At 71.1% G+C, this 20,725-nt stretch carries 16 protein-coding genes, 1 pseudogene and 1 riboswitch; of the genes and pseudogenes, 6 read left to right on the top strand and 11 right to left on the bottom strand.

The annotated features are described in order from the left end of the window. Positions 1-605: 605 nt before the first annotated feature. Positions 606-869: a hypothetical protein gene (locus ACH4UM_RS00595; RefSeq protein ID WP_398172057.1), complete on the bottom strand. Its 264-nt coding sequence runs from the start codon at positions 867-869 to the stop codon at positions 606-608. A gap of 188 nt (positions 870-1,057) precedes the next feature. Next, positions 1,058-2,575: a recombinase family protein gene (locus ACH4UM_RS00590; protein ID WP_398172055.1), complete on the bottom strand. Its 1,518-nt coding sequence runs from the start codon at positions 2,573-2,575 to the stop codon at positions 1,058-1,060. Positions 2,576-2,605: 30 nt separating this feature from the next. Between ACH4UM_RS00590 and ACH4UM_RS00585 the strand changes: the two are divergent. Next, positions 2,606-2,797: pseudogene (locus ACH4UM_RS00585) on the top strand (VOC family protein); the annotation flags it as partial. Positions 2,798-2,955: 158 nt separating this feature from the next. On the opposite strand, the gene ACH4UM_RS00580 reads toward ACH4UM_RS00585, so the two are convergent. After that, positions 2,956-4,350 (bottom strand): tetratricopeptide repeat protein, encoded by a 1,395-nt coding sequence (locus ACH4UM_RS00580; RefSeq protein ID WP_398172053.1) that lies wholly within the window; start codon positions 4,348-4,350, stop codon positions 2,956-2,958. Positions 4,351-4,528: 178 nt separating this feature from the next. On the opposite strand from ACH4UM_RS00580, the gene ACH4UM_RS00575 reads away from it, so the two are divergent. Both ACH4UM_RS00575 and ACH4UM_RS00570 read left to right on the top strand, forming a co-directional pair. After that, positions 4,529-5,077 (top strand): DUF6668 family protein, encoded by a 549-nt coding sequence (locus tag ACH4UM_RS00575; RefSeq protein ID WP_398172051.1) that lies wholly within the window; start codon positions 4,529-4,531, stop codon positions 5,075-5,077. A gap of 87 nt (positions 5,078-5,164) precedes the next feature. Beyond that, positions 5,165-5,758 (top strand): flavodoxin family protein, encoded by a 594-nt coding sequence (locus tag ACH4UM_RS00570; protein WP_398172049.1) that lies wholly within the window; start codon positions 5,165-5,167, stop codon positions 5,756-5,758. A 180-nt stretch (positions 5,759-5,938) separates the two neighbouring features. On the opposite strand, the gene ACH4UM_RS00565 is transcribed toward ACH4UM_RS00570, so the two are convergent. From ACH4UM_RS00565 to ACH4UM_RS00550, 4 genes are all read right to left on the bottom strand, one after another. Next, on the bottom strand, positions 5,939-6,853 hold the full coding sequence (locus tag ACH4UM_RS00565; protein WP_398172047.1) for an ABC transporter permease: 915 nt from the start codon (positions 6,851-6,853) through the stop codon (positions 5,939-5,941). Then, on the bottom strand, positions 6,840-7,820 hold the full coding sequence (locus ACH4UM_RS00560; RefSeq protein WP_398172045.1) for an ABC transporter ATP-binding protein: 981 nt from the start codon (positions 7,818-7,820) through the stop codon (positions 6,840-6,842). The genes ACH4UM_RS00565 and ACH4UM_RS00560 overlap by 14 nt, the downstream gene beginning before the upstream one ends. A 33-nt stretch (positions 7,821-7,853) precedes the next feature. Next, entirely contained in the window at positions 7,854-9,068 is a 1,215-nt protein-coding gene (locus ACH4UM_RS00555) for an outer membrane lipoprotein carrier protein LolA (protein ID WP_398172043.1), read from the bottom strand. Positions 9,069-9,614: 546 nt separating this feature from the next. Further along, positions 9,615-10,625 (bottom strand): polyprenyl synthetase family protein, encoded by a 1,011-nt coding sequence (locus ACH4UM_RS00550; protein ID WP_398172041.1) that lies wholly within the window; start codon positions 10,623-10,625, stop codon positions 9,615-9,617. Between the two features lie 775 nt (positions 10,626-11,400). Continuing rightward, a riboswitch (cyclic di-AMP (ydaO/yuaA leader) is annotated at positions 11,401-11,588 on the top strand. Positions 11,589-11,592: 4 nt separating this feature from the next. On the opposite strand from ACH4UM_RS00550, the gene ACH4UM_RS00545 reads away from it, so the two are divergent. Next, positions 11,593-12,075, top strand: coding sequence for a transglycosylase SLT domain-containing protein (locus ACH4UM_RS00545; RefSeq protein ID WP_398172039.1), 483 nt, complete (start codon positions 11,593-11,595; stop codon positions 12,073-12,075). A 99-nt stretch (positions 12,076-12,174) separates the two neighbouring features. Here ACH4UM_RS00545 and ACH4UM_RS00540 read toward each other — a convergent pair whose 3' ends face one another. The 3 genes from ACH4UM_RS00540 to ACH4UM_RS00530 all read right to left on the bottom strand — a co-directional run bounded on the left by ACH4UM_RS00540 (position 12,175) and on the right by ACH4UM_RS00530 (position 15,731). Beyond that, positions 12,175-12,981, bottom strand: coding sequence for an HAD family hydrolase (locus tag ACH4UM_RS00540; RefSeq protein ID WP_398172037.1), 807 nt, complete (start codon positions 12,979-12,981; stop codon positions 12,175-12,177). Positions 12,982-13,116: 135 nt separating this feature from the next. After that, a complete protein-coding gene (locus ACH4UM_RS00535; RefSeq protein ID WP_398172035.1) occupies positions 13,117-14,319 on the bottom strand; it encodes an FAD-dependent oxidoreductase in 1,203 nt (400 codons plus the stop codon). 164 nt (positions 14,320-14,483) lie between these two features. Next, complete coding sequence (locus tag ACH4UM_RS00530; RefSeq protein WP_398172033.1) at positions 14,484-15,731, bottom strand: ATP-grasp domain-containing protein; 1,248 nt, start codon at positions 15,729-15,731, stop codon at positions 14,484-14,486. Positions 15,732-15,986: 255 nt separating this feature from the next. Between ACH4UM_RS00530 and fahA the strand changes: the two genes are divergently transcribed. Together fahA and ACH4UM_RS00520 are read left to right on the top strand one after the other, a co-directional pair. Continuing rightward, entirely contained in the window at positions 15,987-17,198 is a 1,212-nt protein-coding gene (gene fahA, locus ACH4UM_RS00525) for a fumarylacetoacetase (protein ID WP_398172031.1), read from the top strand. 244 nt (positions 17,199-17,442) lie between these two features. After that, entirely contained in the window at positions 17,443-18,381 is a 939-nt protein-coding gene (locus ACH4UM_RS00520; protein ID WP_398172029.1) for a M56 family metallopeptidase, read from the top strand. A gap of 266 nt (positions 18,382-18,647) precedes the next feature. Here the strand turns inward: ACH4UM_RS00520 and recQ are convergent, their stop codons facing one another. Next, entirely contained in the window at positions 18,648-20,645 is a 1,998-nt protein-coding gene (recQ, locus tag ACH4UM_RS00515; RefSeq protein ID WP_398173532.1) for a DNA helicase RecQ, read from the bottom strand. Positions 20,646-20,725: the final 80 nt, after the last annotated feature.

The raw sequence follows: 20,725 nt of genomic DNA, 5'->3' as shown, positions 1-20,725 counted from the left end.
TTTGGGCGCTTGCGGGTTTGGGTCCTGATTCGGCCTAGTGCCGTCCGGGCACCCTGGGAAGTTGCACATTCCTTTGATTTGAAAGTGAGTGCATAGGCTTTCGTGTGCTTCACTCAACCGGTACCCCCGCTGTTTGGGTCATCTATGACCCTTGAAACGTGACCGGTGGCCATGGCTGCCCGCATTGCATCGGGTGCGTCCGGCAGGACACCCCGCAATACCGGGCAGCTTTCATCGTGACCAACCCGGACGTGATAGACCCCAGATGAGTCTTGAACGATGTCAGCAACGCGCGAGTGACAGTGGCTGCATTTATAGTTCTGGGCGAACGTGAGGACCGTTTTAGGTGGTCCTATCGGCGCCGGCCTAGGCTTCCTCTTCTTCTTTTTCTTGGGCATGGTGGTGCACCTCTCCGGCTGGTTGGCGAATCAGCATGACGGTTATTCATGACGCCCCATGGCTGACCGGTCATGGCGGGATGTCTGCCCCGCTCGGGATTCAGCCGCTGCGCCTAGGGTTCGTTCCCCTCGCAGTTGGGCGGGTGTGGACTTGTGGGCAGTGGGGATTAGCGCCAAGGGCACAGAGTGCACAGGCGCGATATCTGCCTATGCGGCATCGAGGGAATCCCCGTCCGGGGCGGGAAGGGGCGTCAGGTCCGCCAGAGCGATGCGCTTGCGGTCGAGGGCTGCGCGCACGATGCGTGCGGCTTTGGCGAGTTGTACGGGATCGTCGATTGCAAGCCGTACATGCGCTGCCTGAGTGGCGTCTTTCAGCTCACGTTCAAGGGCGGAGGTGTCCGCGTCGGGGTGATGCCGTTTCTGCGCGGCAATGCGTGCGCGGATTCGCGCGGCCTCGGGAGAGATGGGCATGAGGCGTCCCGGATATGCCCTGTCATGGGCACGGGGCCGCTCGCTGTCGCGGCCCGGTTGCCAGCCAGGCAAGCACACATTGCTTGCCACCGGTAGGGGGTTTGTGACCGGCCTCACATTGGCGATGATTTGGGCAAAGAAAAAGCGGCCCCCTGGGGAGAGCCGCTTTCCTTGCGCCGGTGGGGGGTTCAGTTCATCTGCCGCAATTCGATCATGACGCGGTTTTGATCAAACCCCTTGGTGCCCGGCTTGGCACGCTTGATCGTCACGCGGTCGATGAACGAGCGCAGGAACGCGCGCTTCTCGTCCAGTGTCATGGCGCCCCAGGCCCCGCGTGCGGCCCTGTAGTCCATTGCCGCGACGGGAACAGGTACGGCGGCAAGTTCGCCCCGTAGACGCTCCTCCCGCTCGTTCAGACCGGCCCGCACGCTCTTCCACTCAGCGAGCATCAGTTCACCACGTCCCCGTTCGGCCGCGATTTCGTTGCGCTCTTCCTCAACTGCCGTGAGTTGCGCGGTCAGTTCATCCCGGCGCGCGGCATGGTCGTCAGACGTGAGCGCATCAAGGAATTCCGGCCTGTCCAGCAAGTTGAACAGTTCATCCGCAACGTACTTTTCGGTGGCTTCCAGCATGATTCCCGTGCAGCCCTTACCGCCCCGGTTCGGGTGGCACAACAGGTAAGGCGTCCGCTTGCCGTTCTTGAGTTTCTTCACCGAGCCGACCATGGGCGCCTCGCACACTCCGCACACGGCCAGGCCACCGGTAAGGGTGTATTTGCGGCCCGCAGGATTCCCCTTGTGCGCGTCGGTAATCGGGTAGGTGAATCCGTCCGACTTGCGTACGGTGCGCGGGGCAGACAGCTTTGCCCTGCACGCCTGCCACGTTGCCTCATCCAGAATGGGCGCCCAGTTGCCACGGCCCGCAATCACGCCCTGATGCACCCGGAACCCTGCAATGGTCGGCTTGGTCACCATGGACTTAACAGAGCTTGCCGTGAGCGTCGACGGACGCGTGACAGGCTTGCCCGTCGCATCGGTGACGATTTCGCCGCTTGCGTCTTTGACCTTGACCTTGTGTGCGCCGACCAATCCCCGCTCGCGCAACTCGGCAGCGATATTGGCAAGCGACCATCCATCGAGCACCTTTTCAGCGGCCCACCGGATAGCCTCTGCCTGCTCCGGAATGATGACGTACGTCTTGTTCCCGGACTCGTCCACGCCGTGGGCGTACCCGAACGGCTTGGACCCTGCCGCGCGCCCCTGGGCGGCATTCTCGGCAAGACGATCGTTGACGCGCTTTTTCATCTTGCGCACCTCCCCGGCATTGAGTACCGCGCGGATTCCGGCAACCTCGTCCTGTACGCGTACAACGCCATCCCTGTTCGTGTGCAGCTCACGGATTCCGGCTGCGTCCAGTTCTGCGGCGAGAGTGAACCACTCAACCTCGCGCCGTTCCAACCGGGACTGTTCGACGGCCCACACGTGGGCGACTTCCCCGCCTGCCAGGGCCGCGCGGAAAGCCTCGTACCGGGGTCTGTGGTCGCCGTTGGCAGCGGAGATACCGGCGTCGGCGAACACGACCACGGGCAGGCCCGGCCACATGCTCGCGGCGTACGAGCGGCCCCACCCCTCTTGAAGGTCGACACCTTCATAGCTTCCATCGGGGCGGGGGGACAGTCGGCAGTACAAAGCAACACAACGAGTCATAACCCCAGCGTGCGCCTGGTTACGTCTTCCCGGCAAGTCCCGGAGGCCAAGACCGTCAAGAACCGGCTCCACCTCGACCTGCACCCCGGCGAGGGCCGGCGCGCGGAGGAGGCGGAGCGGCTCAAGGCGCTCGGGGCGAGCGTGCTGCGGCACGTGAGGGAGCCCGCCGGGGAGTGGGTGGTGATGGCGGACCCCGAGGGGAACGAATTCTGCATCTCGTAGGGCTGCGTGTCGCAGGACTGCGCGGGCCGGTGCGGCTGGGGCAGGTCAGGACCGCGAGGCTGGTCTTGGGATTTGAGACTTGGGGCTTGGGGCTTGGGGTTTGGGGCTTGGGGCTTTGGGTTTGGGGCTTGGGGCTTTGGGCTGGTCGCGGGGTTTGGTCAGAGGCCGGACCGGGGTGCCGACCTGCGGGCCCGTTCGGCGAGGCGGCCCATGCGGGCGCGGGCGGACTCCAGTTGTTCGATGTCGTCGGCGGCGGGGCCGTCCTCGGCGGTGAGCTCGGTCCACAGGTCGATCAGGTCGCGGCCCAGCCGCAGGCCCTGCTCGGGGTCACGCACCGCGCGCCAGGCGGCGGTCGCGCTCTGGACGTTGCCGTAAGCGCCCTCCGCGTCCCGGGCACGGCGGCGGATGCGGGCGAGGTCGAGGGAGAGGCCGAAGGCGCGCAGCGGTTCGCCCGCCAGATAGGCGATGTACGCGGTGAGTTCGCGCAGGCGCAGCACCTCGGGGTGCTCCGGGCCGAGCGTGCCGGACGCCTCCGTGACCGTGCGCTCCGCCAGGGCCGACGCCTCCTCGATCCGCCCCGCCTTCACGGCCTCGTTGACACGCGCCAGGGGCTCGGCGAACAGGACGGCGCCGCCTTCACCTGCCATCGTCCTCGGGTCGTCCCCGAGCACGGCCTCGGCCACGGCGTCGAAACCGCGGGCGGGGGTGGGCTTGGGGTCGGGTTCGGGCTCCGTACCGAGGGCGGGGTCGGGGTACCGGCGGGCGGCTGCCGTACCTGCGGCTACCGCGGAGGCCTCTGCGGCGGGTCCTGCAGTTGCTGCTGCGGCGGGTTCCGCCGAGGCTTCCGCGGCGGGTGTCCCGTCGGTCGCGGGCGGCCGTGCGTCCATCACGGGCGGCGGGCCGAACTCCCCGATGGGAGCCGTTGCCGTACCGGGAGGCGCCGCCGTGGCGGCGTCGGCGGATTCGGGCAGGGCGCGCAGCGGGAACGTGGGCGCGGTCTCGGTGTGGGCCGTCCCGGCGGGTGGCTGCGGCTGGGGCTGGGGCTGGGGCTGGGGCACGGGCAGGGGACGCGGCTGGAGCTGGGGTTCGGAGAGGGCACGGAGCGGGAACGTGGGAGCGGACTCCCGCGTCGGCTCCTGCACCTGCCGAAGGACGTGCGTCGCCCTGTCCCGCGGCGGCTCGGCCGGCCGGGGTGCGGCCGGCTGCGGCGGGGCCGGTCGGGTCGGGGCCTGCTGCGGCGGGGCCGTGCGCAGGGGCTCCGCCGTGAAGGCGCTGGAGCCGTCGCCGCGGACCTGGAGGGGGACGACGTAGCCGATGCGCTCGTCGGTGACCGTGGCGAGGACGGGATGGCCGCTGGCGAGGGCGAGGCGGCGGAGGTGGTTCAGGACCGCGTGCTGGATCTCCTCTCCCGGAGCCGAGTGCACCGGTACGCCGCCGACCGAGGCACCGGCGCCGTCCACGGGGACATGGACGGTGATCGGCGTCGCCACGGATGCCACCGAGTGCCCGGCGTGCTTCAGTTCCCGCTTCTTCTCGCGGCTCAGTCGAGACATCGGCTCCCTCACTCGGATGCGTGCCATCCGGTCGTACGCGTACTGTCGAGTCTCTCCGCTCGCCCGCGCTCCCCGCGTCACCACGACGTCACAGACTCGCACCAGGAACCGTCGCCCTGTGACACGGGTAACGCCCCGAGCGCGAAGATCTTCGGGGATGACGTGGGAGGGAACGGGCATGCGCACAGGCGTGCAGCAAGGACCGGAGATCTGGATCCGCGGGCCGGTGGCCGCCGAGGACACCGGCGCCGACGCCGTCGCCGACGCATCTGGACGTATGCCCGTCAGGCCCGCGGGCATGCCCGTCACACCCCGGCGCTTCTCGTGGGTGGCCACGCACGGCGGCGCGGGCACGACCACGCTCGCGGCGGTCTACGGCGGCCACGACTGCGGGCGGGACTGGCCGGGGCCCGAGGCCCCGCGCTCGGTACTGCTGGTCGCCCGGACGCACGCGGCCGGACTGGACGCCGTCACCCGGGCCCTGGAGGTGTTCCGCAGGGGCGAGGCGCCGACCGGGCTCGACCTGGACGCCGTGGTGCTCGTCGCGGACGCGCCGGGCCGGCTGCCCCGGCAGCTCGCCCAGCGGGTGAAGCCGATCGAGTCCGTCATCGACGTCTACCGCGTCCCCTGGGTGCCGGCCTGGCGGACCGGCGACCTGAGCGGGCGGCCGCCGCGCGAGACCGAGCCGCTGGCCCGTCTGACGGGGACGGCGGCAAGACCGCGCTGACCGCGCGGTCGACCTCCATCCATTATTCTTGCGTGTGCATATAATGCAGGTGCAAGAACTTGCCCGTCGTGCGCCCCTGGGGGACCCATGAACCGCCGCTTCCTGTTCGTGCTGGGCAGTGCCCGCCGTGAGGGCAACACCGAGCTCCTCGCCCGGCGGGCCGCCGATCAGCTGCCCGCCGACGTCGAACAGCAGTGGGTGCGGCTCGTCGACCATCCGCTGCCCGACTTCACCGACCTGCGGCACGACAGCGACCACGTACGCCCCACCGAGGGCAACGCGGCACTGCTGCTGGACGCCACCCTGGCGGCGACCGACATCGTGATCGCCTCGCCGCTGTACTGGTACTCGGTGTCGAGCCACACCAAGCGCTACCTCGACCACTGGTCCGCCTGGCTGCGCACCCCCGGCGCGGACTTCAGGGAGACCCTGGCAGGGCGCACCCTGTGGGGCGTCACCGCACTCGCCGACGACGAGCCCTCGGTCGCCGACCCGCTGGCCGGGACCCTCAACAACTCGGCCGCGTACCTGCGGATGCGCTTCGGCGGGGTGCTGCTCGGCAACGGCAGCGCGCCCGGCGACGTACTGAGGGACACGCAGGCCCTCGCGCGCGCCAAGACGTTCTTCGCGCAGGAGCCGCCGCTCGGGCGTTTCCCGCACCAGCGGGTCAGTGCCGGCTAGTGCTGTGGCCGGAAAGGTTTGCCGGAAAGGTTTGCCGGAAAGCTCGCGGCGTCCGGTGCGGTGCATCGCAAGGCGGAGCATCGCCCGCGTACTGGACGTACTCGGGTGCTGCGACACCGCGGCGAGGTGCCCTGCCGGGCGTCGCGAGCCGGTGAACCTCTCCGGTCGCAGCACTAGAGCTCAGGTGTTGATGTCCTTCGCCGTGAAGCGCGCCCAGGCCGCCGAGCCGAACACCGCCACGTACAGCGCCTGCAGCTCCAGGTTCTTCAGCAGGCCGTCCCAGTAGACCGGCTCGCGCATCAGGTCGGCGAAGGACAGCCAGTAGTGGGAGAACAGGTACGGCTGTATCGCCTGGAGCTGGGGTATCTGGTCGAGGATCTGGACAGTGATCAGCAGACCCACGGTGGTGGCCATGGCCGCGATACCGCTGTTGGTCAGCGTCGAGACGAACAGGCCCAGGGCCGCGAGGCCGGTCAGGGACGCGGCGACGACGAGGGCGATCAGCAGCGCCCGGCCCAGGCCCTCGGTGAAGCCGATCTGCGTACCGGAGATGGTCGTCAGGTCGCCGAGCGGGAAGAGCAGCGCCCCCACGGCCAGGGCCGAGACGGCGACGACGAAGGTGGCGACCAGGCAGAAGGCCATCGTCGTCGCGTACTTGGTGAGCAGCAGACGGGTGCGGCCGGCGGGGGCGACCAGCAGATAGCGCAGGGTGCCCGCGTTGGCCTCGCCGGCGACCGCGTCGCCCGCGATCACGCCGACGGCCATCGGCAGGAAGAACGGCAGCGTGGCCGCCAGCGCGGTGAAGACCAGGAACAGTCCGTTGTTGGTGATCTGCGCGATGAAAGCCGGCCCCTCGCCGCCGCCCCCGCGGCCGGCCGGCGAGCCGTCCCTCGTCTCGAGCCTGACCGCCACCCCGACCAGGACCGGAACGGCGGCCAGCACCCCCAGCAGCGCGAGAGTGCGCCAGCGGCGGAAGGTGACGGCCAGCTCACTGCGCAGCAGCCCGAAGTTCCACAGAGGACTCGGGGCGCGCAGGACGGCCACGGCCGGAACCGCCCCCTGACCCGCCTGCTGCCCCGCCTCAGCCCGCGACATCGAAGCCCTCCCCCGTCAGCGCCACGAACGCGTCCTCCAGCGAGGCCCGTTCGACCCCGAAGCCACGGACGCGGACGCCCGCCGTCACCAGCGCTGCATTCACCTCGGCGAGGTCGCGCTCCGGTGGTTCGCCGGTCACCCGGTCGTCGGCGACGACGAGGTCACCCACCCCCTGCTCCTTCAGCACCCGGGCAGCCTCCCCGGTGTCGGGCGTGGTGACCACCAGCCGGCCGCGCGCCCCGGCGGCCAGCTCGGTCACCGCCCCCTGGGTGACCAGCCTGCCCTGGGCCATGACCGCCGCGTGGGTGCACACCTGCTCGATCTCGTCGAGCAGATGGGAGGAGAGGAAGACGGTCGTGCCGTCGGAGGCCAACTCCCTCACCAGGGAACGGATCTCCCGCATGCCCTGCGGGTCGAGGCCGTTGGTCGGCTCGTCCAGGACAAGCAGCCTGCGCGGCTGGAGCAGCGCGGCGGCGAGGCCGAGGCGCTGCTTCATGCCCAGGGAGTACGCCTTGGCCTTCTTGCCCGCGGCCGCCGTCAGGCCCACCCGGTCCAGTGCGGCCGCGACACGGGTGCGCCGGGTGCGGGGGTCCGCGGTCGGGTCGGCCGCGTCGTAGCGCAGGAGGTTGTCGCGGCCGGAGAGGAAGCCGTACAGGGCGGGACCCTCGATGAGCGCCCCGACCTGCGGCAGTACGGCGCGCGAGGACCGGGGCATGGGGCGCCCCAGCACCCGCGCCGTGCCGGACGTGGGCTCGATCAGCCCCATCAGCATGCGGATCGTGGTGGTCTTGCCCGAGCCGTTCGGACCGAGGAAGCCGAAGACGCTGCCCGCCGGGACGGTCAGGTCGAGACCGTCGACGGCGAGCTGCCCGCCGCGGTAGCGCTTGGTGAGCGCGCGGGTGAGGATGACGCTGTCACCCATGTCCCGCGCAGCCGGCTGCGACTCCGTGGCGGACGCCCCGTCCATCGGCTCCCTCGATTCGTCGTGCCCGTGTCCCGCTCACTGCCCGGCGTTCGCCGCCTTCACCAGCGCGTCCTTGGTGACCGCGCCGACGTAGACCTTGCCGTTGTCCGTGATGAGGGCGTTGACCAGGCGGGTGGAGAAGACCGTGCCCTTGCCGAACTTGCCGGACACGTGGTCGCCGAGCGAGCCGAGGAAGCGGCTCAGGTCCCCCTTGCCGGAGGACGACGGGATGCCGCCCTTGCTGCCGGAGTCGAAGACGGCGATGGAGTTCCAGCCCTTGCCGAGGACCTTCGGGCCGCTCTTGGCGAGGTCCTTCCGCGAGGGGGCGGACTCATTGGAGTGCGCGGTCGCCCCGGCGCCCTTGTCCTTCTCCTCGGTCACCTTCGCGCCCTTGGGCGGGGTGAAGTCGAAGGTGGAGGCGGCCGGCTTGGCAAAGCTGATCTGGGTGAAGCCCGCGTCCACCACGGCGGCGCCGCCGCTCGCCGGGGTCAGCGTGAACTTCAGCGGCAGCCCGGTCTTGGCGTCCACCGCGATGCTGATCACGCCGACCGTGGTGCCGGAGGCGTGCTTCGGCTTGACGACCAGCTTGTAGGCGTCGCGGCCGGCGACCTGGGCGGTGCCGTCGACGGTCACCGAAGTGGTGTCGTCAACCGACTTCAGGGCCTCGTCGGCGAAGTCCTTGGGCGTGGCCGGGACCTCGTCGCGGTGCTTGCTCTGCTTCTTCTCGCCCTCGGCCGCGGTGCCGTGGTAGACCTCGTTCGACTTGCTGTCGTAGCCCCAGACGTTCTTGCCGTTGTGGATGAGGCTGTACTCGGCCGCGCTCTCGATCAGCGAGACCTTCTGCCGGTCCTGGCCGTCGGCCGCGACGCGCAGGGTGTGCGTGCCGGCGGCGAGCTCGGTCAGCTTGGACGTCGGGTCGGCCGACGATCCGTCACCGCCCTTGGTGGCGCCGGAGAGCAGGCCGCTCTCCAGACCGCCGAGGTTCGGCAGCCCGAGGTCGGTGCTGACCTTGACCGTGCCGGACAGCTGCTGGACGTCCGACTTGGCGATTTTCTCGATGAGTTGCTGCGCGGTGATCTTCGGCAGGTTGGGGTCGCCGGAGTCGGCGAGCGCCGGGACGAGACCGATGGTCGCCGCCGCCACCCCCACCACCGCGACCGGGACGACGTAGCGCGCGGCCTTGCGCCGCCCCGAGCGCAGGTCGTCGACCTCCTCGGCGCCGGCGCTGTCGTCGGATTCGTACGGTGCCATGTGTGCCCTACCTCCGTCGTCGGCGGCGGCTTTCCATCTGTACCGGGTCCACCCCGAGCCGCCATTCTCACCCAAATCGGTGAGGAGTGGTGTTGTCCGTGGTTTCCATCTGACCAAATCGTCCGCGCGAAAGCGTCAGACCGCGGAGCCAACTCCGTGTACGTCTGGGGTATGACGCGACGGCGCCGCGCCTCCCCCGCCCCGTAGGGGACACAAGGCGGAAGACCGGAGGCGGAGCACGGAGGACGGAGTGGTGGGTGCGAAGGATGGTCGGGGCACCGGGCAGGAGAACCGGGACAGGGTGCTGGGAGGCCATGCGGAGTCGCGGCTCGGGGTGCGCGGGGCGACGCGGGGTGCGCGGGGCGACGCGGGGCGCGCGTGGCGGTGCCGGACGCGCCGGATGCGCCGGATGCGCCGGGACGCGGGATGCGCCGGGACGCGGGATGCGCCGGGACGCGGGATGCGCGTGGCGCTATGGGGTGCGGGATGGCGGTGCAGGGTGCAGGGTGCGGGATGGCGGTGCGGGCCCGGCGTGGGCCGGCAGGGTCACCCCGCCCGGTGGACCACCGCGTCGCACAGCTCCATCAGCGCCACCTTGGCGTCGCACTCGCGCAGGGGGGCCAGCGCGGCGCGTGCCTCCTCGGCGTAGCGCACGGTGTCCCGCCGGGCCTGCTCCAGCGCCGGGTGGACCCGCAGCGCCGCCAGGGCCTCGGCGTGCCGCGCGTCGTCGCTCAGGTCGGAGTCCAGCAGCTCGCACAGCGCGAGGTCCTCGGCCAGCCCCAGCCTCGCCGCGCGCTCACGCAGCCGCAGCACCGGAAGTGTCGCGATGCCCTCGCGCAGATCCGTCCCCGGGGTCTTCCCGGACTCGTGCGAGTCGGAGGCGATGTCCAGCACGTCGTCCGCCAGCTGGAAGGCGACGCCCAGCCGCTCGCCGTACTGCGTCAGCACGTCCACGACCGTCTCGTCGGCCCCGGACATCATCGCCCCGAACCGGCACGACACGGCCACCAGCGACCCCGTCTTGCCGCCCAGCACGTCCAGGTAGTGGTCGACGGGGTCCCGGCCGTCCTGCGGGCCCGCCGTCTCCAGGATCTGCCCGGTGACCAGCCGCTCGAAGGCCACGGCCTGCACCCGCACCGCCTCGGGACCGAGGTCGGCGAGAATCTGCGAGGCCCGGGCGAACAGGAAGTCGCCGGTCAGGACCGCCACCGAGTTCCCCCAGCGGGTGTTCGCGCTGGCCACCCCGCGCCGCACGGCGGCCTCGTCCATGACGTCGTCGTGGTAGAGGGTCGCGAGGTGGGTCAGCTCCACGACCACGGCCGACGGCACGATGCCCGGCGCGTACGGGTCCCCGAACTGCGCCGCGAGCATCACGAGCAGGGGGCGGAACCGCTTCCCGCCCGCCTTGACGAGGTGCTGCGCGGCCTCCGTGATGAAGGGAACCTCGCTCTTGGTGGCTTCGAGCAACCCTTCCTCGACAGCCGCCAATCCGGCCTGGACATCGGCTTCGAGAGCCTGGTCCCGCACGCTCAGCCCGAACGGCCCGACGACGGTCACGAGGGGTCTCCTGTCTGCTGGTGTCTGCTGGCGATTACACGGTTTGTCGATAGGTCGCTGCCATCACTCGAGTCAGCGTATCCGGTCATGTTTCGATCACCGATAGCGCCCACCGATACAGGCCGGGCGGTATCGGATCACGCCCGATATGTTTTTGATCACCACGTATGAGTAGATATTTATCGACTTACCCCTCTCTACCCACCCTCTCGCTTCGTGTGCACGCACGCCTGCCGGTACACGCGTACGAGCGAGCCGCGACGTCACTCGACACGACGCCCGCCACGACGCCCGCCACGCCGACTCCACCCACCCGCCACTCGCCACCCTTGCGCACCCCGACCCACCCCGGCGCCGCCTCCACCCCGGTCACCCCCGGCTGCTCCCGGCGGCCCCGACCCGCCTCGGCCCACTCCCGGCCCGCACCCCGTCGCGCCCCGCCGCGCCCCGTCGGACTTCGGCCCCACACCGTCGACACCGGTCGGTCCGATTTACCCCTATTGAGATTCCAAGTCCCCTTGGCCGCAAATGCCCTTGGGTCGTTCAAACCGTGAGTTGGGTCACTCCCGCCCTTCAGTGCCACTCTCACCCACCCACCCCGCTTCCCCTTCCGCCGCACGCCAGTTGACCCTTGGCAGACGCAAAGGATCAAGTACCTCATACGCCTCAGATCAAGGTCAATTGGGGCGAGGTGTGAATCAGGCACTTGTTCTGGATATGTGCTCTCGCATACGTTCCCGGCCGTCGGGCGGACGCCTAATCCTGCCGCCGCCCGGGAACCCATCGACCGAACCACTCACGGCAGGAGCGGGGGACCCAGGTAAGCCGCCGGGCCGGACGTCGTACGTCACACTCGTACGCCGTGCCGGAACGGCTTGGGGTGAAGCCGTGCTCTTCGGAGCGCGGCCGGGCACCTCCCCGCCCGAACCCGACAGCTCACCTCGCAGGCGGTGGAGAGGAATTCCCCATGCCTGCAAACGGTCAGCGCCGTTCCCGTATAGCTCGTCTCGTCCGCGCCCTGGCCGTCAGCGGCACGGGTGCCGCCGTCCTCGCGCTTCCGCTCCTCGGTGCGACCAGCGCCTCCGCGGCCCCCACGACCTCCGCCCCGGCGGCCGGCACGGTCGCCTACCCGAACAACCTCGACGGCTGGATCCGGGCGTCGCTCGGGATCATGAGGCAGAAGGGCATCCCGGGCACCTACAACGGCATCTACCGCAACGTGATGCGCGAGTCGTCCGGCAACCCGCGGGCCATCAACCTCTGGGACTCCAACGCCGCCCGGGGCATCCCGTCCAAGGGCCTGCTCCAGGTCATCGACCCGACCTTCAGGGCCTACCACGTGGCCGGCACGTCGTTCGACATCTACGACCCGGTCGCGAACATCGCGGCCGCCTGCAACTACGCGGCCGCCCGCTACGGCTCGATCGACAACGTCTTCGGCGCGTACTGACAGGCGCGTAAGGACGGGCGTGTACTGGGCGCACACCGACGGGCGCGTACCGACGGGCGCGTACCGACAGCCCGCTCGACCGCCCGCCCGGTCGCAGCACTAGGGAAACAACCGCTCGAGGACGACGGCGATTCCGTCGTCCTCGTTCGACAAGGTGACCTCGTCGGCCACCGCCTTGAGTTCCGGATGGGCGTTGGCCATGGCGACGCCCCGGGCGGCCCACTGGAACATGGGGATGTCGTTGGGCATGTCACCGAAGGCGAGGGCACTCTCCCTGCCCAGCCCCAAGTGCTCGGCGGCCAGCGCCAGCCCGGTCGCCTTGGTGATGCCGCACGGCTGGAGTTCGACGGTTCCCGGGCCCGACATGGTGACCGTGGCGAGGGAGCCCACCACGCTCCGGGCGGCCGACGCCAACTCGTCGTCGGACAGCGCGGGATGGCGCAGCAGCACCTTGCTGATCGGCGCGCGCCACAGGTCGTCGCGCCGGTCGACCCGTACCGCGGGCAGGGTCGGGTGCGGCATGAGGTACCCCGGCTCGATGAGCGTCAGCCCGTCGGCCCCGTCCTGGTCGACCGCGGCGTACACGTCCCCCACCTCGGCCTCGATCTTGCCGAGCGCGGTCTCGGCGAGCTCGCGGTCCAGGGTGACCGACCACAGCAGGCGGCCCGCTCCGGCGTCGTAGAGCTGCGCGCCCTGGCCGCACACCGCGAGCCCGGTGGTGCCCAGGGCGTCGAGCAGCGCCCGCACCCTCGGCGCCGGCCGTCCCGTCACCACGAGGTGCCGGGCACCGGCCGCCGCCACCCGCGCGAGCGCGGCGAGTGACCGTTCGGACAGGGTGTCGTCGCCGCGCAGCAGCGTTCCGTCCAGGTCAGTGGCGATGAGGGCATATGCGAGGGAGGCGGCCATGATCAGAGAATACGGACCCGTCACCCCACCTGCCCAACGAGATCCGGACGACGGCGGCGCCCACCGTCTCCCGGGTCGGCTTCTCCCAACTGCCTTGCCACCAGCGGTGCTTCGGCAGCGAGGGCGGCGCCGCGCTCACCCGTGCGCCGCCACCAGGTGCCCGGCCAGCCGCGGGGAGGCGAACTCCGTGCCGCACACGAAGCGCATCACCGGGCCGTACGAGGCCGCCGCGGACAGGCCGGTGAAGTAGAGGCCGGGGATGGAGGAGACGTAGCCCGCGCGGAGTTTCGGGGCCCCGCGGCTGACCGCGAGCCCGGTGCGCAACTCGTGGCCGAGGAAGCCCATCGCGGCCATGTCGACGCGGTAGCCGGTCGCCGCGATGACATGGTCCCCGGTCAGTTCCCGGGTGCTGCCGCCCAGGGTGCGCACGGTCAGCGCCGGGCGGCCGTCGGTGGTCCCGGCGCTGACGATGCGGCTCACCTCGTGGACCGGCACGGTGCCCTCGAAGCGGTCGCGCAGCCACCAGGCGCCGAGCGGGCCGAGCACGCGGCGGACCAGGTAGTGGCGGGTGCGGGCCGGGAGGTAGCGGTAGGGGTGCGGGTAGTGGCTCAGCGCCCACAGCGACCAGGCGCGGCCGAAGGGCGACCCGGGGCGCAGCTTCGGCTGGGCCCAGGGCGGGGCGCCGAAGGCCACCTTGCCGCGGCTCCGTGACACCACCCGCACCCGCGCACCGGCCTCCGCCGCGAGGACCGCCGTCTCCAGTGCGGACTGGCCGGCGCCGACGACGATCAGCTCCTTGCCGGCGAAGGCACTCAGGTCGTGGTGCTGAGAACTGTGCGAGACCGGCCCGGTGGGTGCGGGGCCGTCCGGTGCGGCCGCGGCCAGCTCCGGCGGCAGATGGGCGAGGCCCGAAAGGCCCGTCGCGACCACGACCGCACGGGCGGTGAACTGCTCCCCGGAGTCCAGCTTCAGCTCGAAGCCGCCGCCCGGCCGCCGGTCCACCGACACCACCCGCACCCGCTCCAGCTCGGGCACCAGCTTCTGCTGGAACCACTCGCCGTAGCCGATGAAGGTCTCGACCGGGATGATGTCCTCGTCGGTCACCAATCGCTTGATGCCGGCCGCGTCGCAGTAGTCGACGAGGGTGTGGCCGCGCTGCGGGCAGCCGATGCTGGAGGCGACCGGGGTCGACTTCAGCAGCATTCCGGCGGGCATGTGGTCGCGCCAGCTGACCATGGGCTCGCCGAAGGCGCGCACGGGGGCGCCGCGCGCTCGCAGATGGGCGGCGGTGGACAGGCCGAACGGCCCGGCACCGATGACTGCTACCGGTTGGTTCACGAAGTCCCTCCCCAGGACGTGCTGCTGAACGTGCTGACGTGCGGATGCGTCACTTCGTGGGCGGGCTCGGACGGCGGGACGGGCCGCCCGGACGGTCGTGCCGCCGGTCGGGAAGGCGAGCGGGCCGTCCGAACCGGTCGTGCCGCCGGCCGGGACGTGCGGTGTCAGCTGCCCGGACCGGTGCTGCCGCCACGGCGGTTGGTCCGCCACAGCTGGTAGAGGTGCTTCGCGCCCGGCCGGACGAAGCGCGCGAGCATCGTGAGGAACGGCAGCGGGTCGTCACCCGCGAGCCAGGCCAGCTCGGTCCCGCTCGCCTTCATCGGCGCGTGCGGCGTCGTATAGCCGCTGCGGCGGTAGGCGAGCAGGGCGGGCAGGTCGATGTTCTCCACGACGAACCGGTGACCGGCCCGCTGTTCCCCCTCCGGAACGGGACGCCCGGTCAGATCGAGGTGCATGGCACGCACGACGTCCACCCCCGACTCGTTCTCGAAGAGCCGGAACTGGGCGCCCATGCGCGGATTGAAGTCGAGGAGCTTGTACTGTCCGTCGCGCCGGTCGAAGCGCAGGTCGAGGTCGATGATTCCGGTGAAGCCGATCTGTTTGATGAAACGCGCGGCGAGGTCGGCGAGTTCCGGGTTGTCGACGACGTACGCGCTCGCCGTCATGCCGGCGTGGGGCGGCCAGGAGCGGACCTTGACGCCGGTGAACATGGCCAGCGGGGTCGAGTCCTGGTCGAAGTAGGCGTGCACGATCCAGTCCTCGGCCTGCTCCCGCGGCAGGTACTCCTGGAGGATCACCCCGGGCCGCTCGCCCCAGTCGCGGGCGAGGGTGAGCAGGCCCTCGCGGGTGGTGATCCTGGTGGTGCCGCTCACGGCCGGCCGGCTGCGCCGGACGAAGGCCTCGCGGTTCTTGGCCACCACCGGAAAGCGGGCCTTCTCGGCGAACGCGACGATGTCGTCGTACGACTGCGGGAAGGCGGCCGTGGGGCTCGGGATGCCGTGTTCCACGCACAGTTCGTGCAGGCCCTGCTTGCTGGCCAGGCGGCGCGGGAGGCCGGGGGCGACGCGTGGGAAGAGGAAGTGGCCCCCCAGTTCGTCCTGGTGCTCGGCGATCAGGACGGCGGCCTCCTCATCCGTGGGCACCAGGACGGTGGGCCGTCCGATGCGGCGGCCGATCCGCAGCAGGCCCTCGACCATGTGGCCGGCCTCCTCCGTGCCCCTCGTAGGCCAGACGAACGCACGTTTGAGGTAACGGGAGGAGGCCGCAGGCGTGTAGGGGTCCTCGGTGATCGCGTACATGGGGACGCCCAGGCGGCCCAGGCTGCGGATGGCGCCCACCCCGCCGTGGTGCAGCGGGTAGTCGCCGAATTTCACGATCAGGCCCGGCACGTCGTGGTCGGCCTCGAAAGGCACACTGACGGCATTCCTGGCCACGGGTCCCCCCACGTGTCCCCCCTACGGAGCGGACCCACCCCGTCCGCGTCCCCCAAAGGACGCTAAGCCGGAATTGACCGCTCCGACAAGGCCAATTCGGACATTGCAAACTCTTTAGGCACTGCCCAAGACAGGCAACGCACCCGTAACGTGTGGCGCGACCACATGGAACGCACGGCACGCCCCCGGTGCCCAGACCGTGCAGGAAAGTCAGAAAGAGAGGCAGCCACCCCCATGCCCCCCTTCGAGGTCCCCGAGGGCGACCCCTTCGGTCCGCACAATCTTCCCTACGGCGTCTTCTCCCGCGCCGGTTCACCGGAACGGACGGTCGGCGTCCGGCTCGGCGACCACGTCCTCGACGCGGGCGCGGCGGCGCGGGCGCTCGGTTCGCCGTACGCCGCCCTGCTCGCGCAGCCGACCCTGAACCCGCTGCTGGCCGCCGGCCGCACCGCGTGGTCGGATGTGCGGCGCGCGCTGACGGCGTGGGTGACGGTGCCGTCCCACCAGGAGACCGTCGAACCGTTCCTGCACCCCCTGTCCTCGGTGACCCTGCACCTGCCCTTCGAGGTCGCGGACTACGTCGACTTCTACGCCTCCGAGAACCACGCGCGGAACGTGGGGCAGATCTTCCGCCCGGACGCCGCCGACTCGCTGACCCCCAACTGGAAGCACCTGCCGATCGGGTACCACGGCCGCTCGGGAACGGTGGTGGTGTCCGGGACCGATGTCGTACGCCCCTCGGGTCAGCGGAAGGCGCCCACGGACCCGGCGCCGGTGTTCGGCCCGTCGGTCCGGCTGGACATCGAGGCGGAGGTCGGCTTCGTGGTGGGCGTGCCGTCCGGGCTGGGCCGGCCGGTCGCGCTGGAGAACTTCCGGGAGCACGTCTTCGGCCTGTGCCTGCTGAACGACTGGTCGGCGCGCGACGTCCAGGCCTGGGAGTACGTCCCGCTGGGCCCCTTCCTCGGCAAGTCCTTCGCCACGTCGGTGTCGGCCTGGATCACCCCGCTGGACGCGCTGGAGGACGCACGGGTGGCTCCACCGGAGCGGACGCACCCGCTGCTGCCGTACCTGGACGACGCCGAGGAGGAGCCCGGCGGCTACGACGTGCGGATCTCCGTCGCGATCAACGGGCACGTGGTGTCCGAGCCGCCCTTCTCCACCATGTACTGGACGGCCGCGCAGCAGCTGGCCCACATGACGGTCAACGGCGCCTCGCTGCGCACGGGCGACCTGTACGGGTCGGGGACGGTGAGCGGACCGGAGCCTGAGCAGCGCGGTTCGCTGCTGGAGCTGACCTGGAACGGGCGCGACCCGCTGGAACTCCCGGACGGCAAGCGGACGTTCCTGGAGGACGGGGACGTGGTCACCATGTCCGCGTGGGCGCCGGGGGCGGGCGGGGTCCGGGTGGGCCTCGGAGAGGTGACGGGCCGGATCGTGGCGGGCTGACGGAGGGGCGATCCCCACGCCACACCCGCACCACGGGTCGGCGTGGGAACGGCTCGGCCGGCGTCTGGGACGGAGTGGGGATTGGTTGCCGCCGAACCCTGACCCCCGGCGCCCGTCGCCGTCATACTGGCGGCAGGCCGCGCGCGGGCCACCGCGCCGGCCGCCCCCGGCACACCCCTCACCGCACCACCCCACGCACGACCCGACACCCGCCCACCTCCGATCAGGATCGGGAGTCCGTGGCATGACCGTCTGCCTGCTCCTGCTGAGCGCCGTCGCGCTGACGGCCGCCGTGCCGGTTCCCCGTGCGCTGACCCGGGCGGTGTGGCCCGAACGGGAACCCGTCGTCGGGCTGTGGGTGTGGCAGTGCCTGGTCGCCACCGTCCTGCTGTGCTGCCTGGCCGCCCTCGTGCTGGGCACCGCGGCCGTCTTCCACACCGTTCGGGACCGGGTCTTCGCGCCGGCGCCGCCCGCCGTGACCGCCGCGTACGGCCTCACGGTGGCGCCGGTCTGGGCCATGGCCCTCACCCTGCTGCTGGCCTGCGGCGCCGCCTGGACCACCGCGATGCTCGGCCGCGAGCTCGCCGAGGCCCGCCGGCGGCGCGGCCAGGCCAGGGCGCATCTGCGCGAACGCGCCCCCGACCTGCCCGCAGGCCTTCCGGCGGCCCGCGGGCCCCTGCTCGTGCTGGAGGACGAGTATCCCGACGCCTGGTGGATGCCGGGTCACCCGCCCCAGCTCATCGTCACCACCGGCGCGCTGCACCGCCTCACGGGCCACCAGCTCGACGCCGTCCTCACCCACGAGCGCGGTCACGCCCGCGCCCACCACGACTGGCTGCTGCACCTGTCGACCGCGCTGGCGACCGGCTTCCCGCGCGTACCGCTGTTCGCGCACTTCTGCGACCAGACCCACCGGCTCGTAGAACTGGCCGCCGACGACATGGCCTCGCGCCGCCATGGCCACCTCACCACGGCCCTGGCCCTCATCGAGCTCAACCAGCACCGCGGAGTCCTCTCCTGCGCCTCCAGCCACCGCCTGCTCGGCGAACGAGTGGAGCGGCTTCTGCAGCCCCCGCCGCGCTTGGACCGCAGGCGCCGGGCGCTGACGACGACGGTGGCGGCCCTGGTGCCCCTGCTGCCGCTCCTGATCGCCTTCGCTCCTGCGCTGACCGCGCTGGGCTGAGCGCGCTGAGCTGACCGCATGGCTGCGCCCGCCCGCCGCGGGCCGGAGGCGAAGCTGCCGGATCTTCCTCACATCACCGGCGACACGGCTTCCTGCCCGACCCGGACCCGAACGCGCGCCCCGACCCGAAGGGGGACTCCGACCCGAAGGCGGACTCCGATTCCGTCAGGGCGTACGCGTGACGGGGTCCGTGGCGACCGCCCCGAGCGCACCGGCCGCCCGGCCGCCCCGCCCAGGGGCGAGCCGCGCGCGGTCGTCGGCGAACGTCATATCCAGTCGTCCGGCTCCGGCTCCGCGTCCGGCTCGGGCCAGTCCCCTGCCGCCTCCGTCTCCGGTTCACCCTGGCCGGCCGTCTCCGCGCCGGCCGGTCCGCCCAGCGACTCGAGCACCCCGAGCACGCCTTCCCCGTACGTCGCCAGCTTCTTCTCGCCGACGCCGCCGATCGTGCCCAGCTGTGCCACCGACGCCGGCCAGACGGTGACGATCTCCCGGAGCGTTGCGTCGTGGAAGATGACGTACGCCGGGACGCCCTGCTCCCGGGCCTGCTCGGCACGCCAGGCACGCAGGGCCTCGAAGGCGGGGAGCAGCGCCTCGGGCAGTTCGGCCGCCGCGGCCTTGCTCTTGCCCCGGCCCGAGGATGACGACGGGGACGACGAAGAAGACGAGCCCCCACGTGAGGCCGCCGGCCTCTTCGGCTCCTTGCGCAGCCGCACCTCCCGCTCGCGCCGCAGCACCGAACCGCTCGTGTCGGTCAGCACCAGCGTGCCGTACTCGCCCTCGACGGCGAGCAGGCCCTGGGCCAGCAACTGCCGTACGACGCCGCGCCATTCACCCTCGGCCAGCTCATCGCCGATGCCGAAGACGGAGAGCTGGTCGTGGTCGAACTGGATCACCCTGCCGGTGCGCTTGCCGAGCAGGATGTCGATGATCTGGCCCGCGCCGAACTTCTGCCGCCGCTCCCGCTGCAGCCGTACCACCGTCGACAGCACCTTCTGGGCGGCGACCGTGCCGTCCCAGGTCTCCGGCGGGATCAGGCAGGTGTCGCAGTTGCCGCAGCCGGCCGCGTCCGGATCCTGGCCGAAGTAGGCGAGGAGCTGACCGCGGCGGCACTGCACGGTCTCGCACAGGGCGAGCATCGCGTCCAGGTGGGAGGCGGACCGGCGCCGGAACGCCTCGTCGCCCTCGCCGGACTGGATCAGCTTGCGCTGCTGTACGACGTCGTTGAGGCCGTAGGCCATCCAGGCCGTGGAGGGCAGTCCGTCACGCCCGGCACGCCCGGTCTCCTGGTAGTAGCCCTCGACCGACTTGGGCAGGTCCAGGTGGGCGACGAACCGTACATCCGGCTTGTCGATGCCCATGCCGAAGGCGATCGTGGCGACCACGACGAGGCCGTCCTCACGCAGGAAGCGGGACTGGTGCGCCGCGCGGGTGCCCGCGTCCAGGCCCGCGTGGTAGGGCACCGCCTCGATGCCGTTGCGGGAGAGGAACTCCGCCGTCTTCTCCACCGAGTTGCGCGACAGGCAGTACACGATGCCCGCGTCGCCCGGGTGCTCCTCGCGCAGGAAGGTCAGCAGTTGCTTCTTGGGGTCGAGCTTCGGCACGATCCGGTACTGGATGTTGGGCCGGTCGAAGCTCGCCACGAAGTGCCGGGCCTGCGGCATGTTCAGCCGCTGGGTGATCTCCTGGTGCGTGGCGTGTGTGGCCGTCGCCGTGAGGGCGATCCGCGGCACGTCGGGCCAGCGCTCGCCCAGCAGCGACAGCGCCAGGTAGTCGGGGCGGAAGTCGTGGCCCCACTGGGACACGCAGTGCGCCTCGTCGATGGCGAAGACGGAGATCTTGCCGCGGGAGAACAGATCGAGCGTGGCGTCCAGGCGCAGGCGCTCCGGCGCCAGATAGAGCAGGTCCAGCTCGCCCGCCAGGAACTCCGCCTCGACCACACGCCGCTCGTCGAAGTCCTGAGTGGAGTTGATGAAGCCTGCGCGCACGCCCAGCGCCCGCAGCGCGTCCACCTGGTCCTGCATGAGCGCGATCAGCGGAGAGACCACGACGCCCGTACCAGGTCTGACCAGGGACGGGATCTGGTAGCACAGCGACTTGCCGCCGCCGGTGGGCATGAGGACGACCGCGTCGCCGCCCGCCACCACGTGCTCGATGACCGCTTCCTGCTCGCCCCGGAAGGCCTCGTATCCGAAGACCCGGTGCAGCGTGACGAGCGCCTCGCTCTGCGTCACTGGCATGTCGGTGATACCGCCCGTCCCACCCATCGTCTCGTCCCCCGTACGTCGTCCCTCGACCACTGCCTCCACGATAGGGGGCGGCGCCGACATCTTTGGGAGTTGTCCAC

Origin of the sequence: Streptomyces sp. NPDC020801, from assembly GCF_044334385.1 — a bacterium.
In the GTDB taxonomy this organism is placed as follows: Bacteria; Actinomycetota; Actinomycetes; order Streptomycetales; family Streptomycetaceae; genus Streptomyces.
This window is presented reverse-complemented; position numbering and strand designations above follow the sequence as displayed.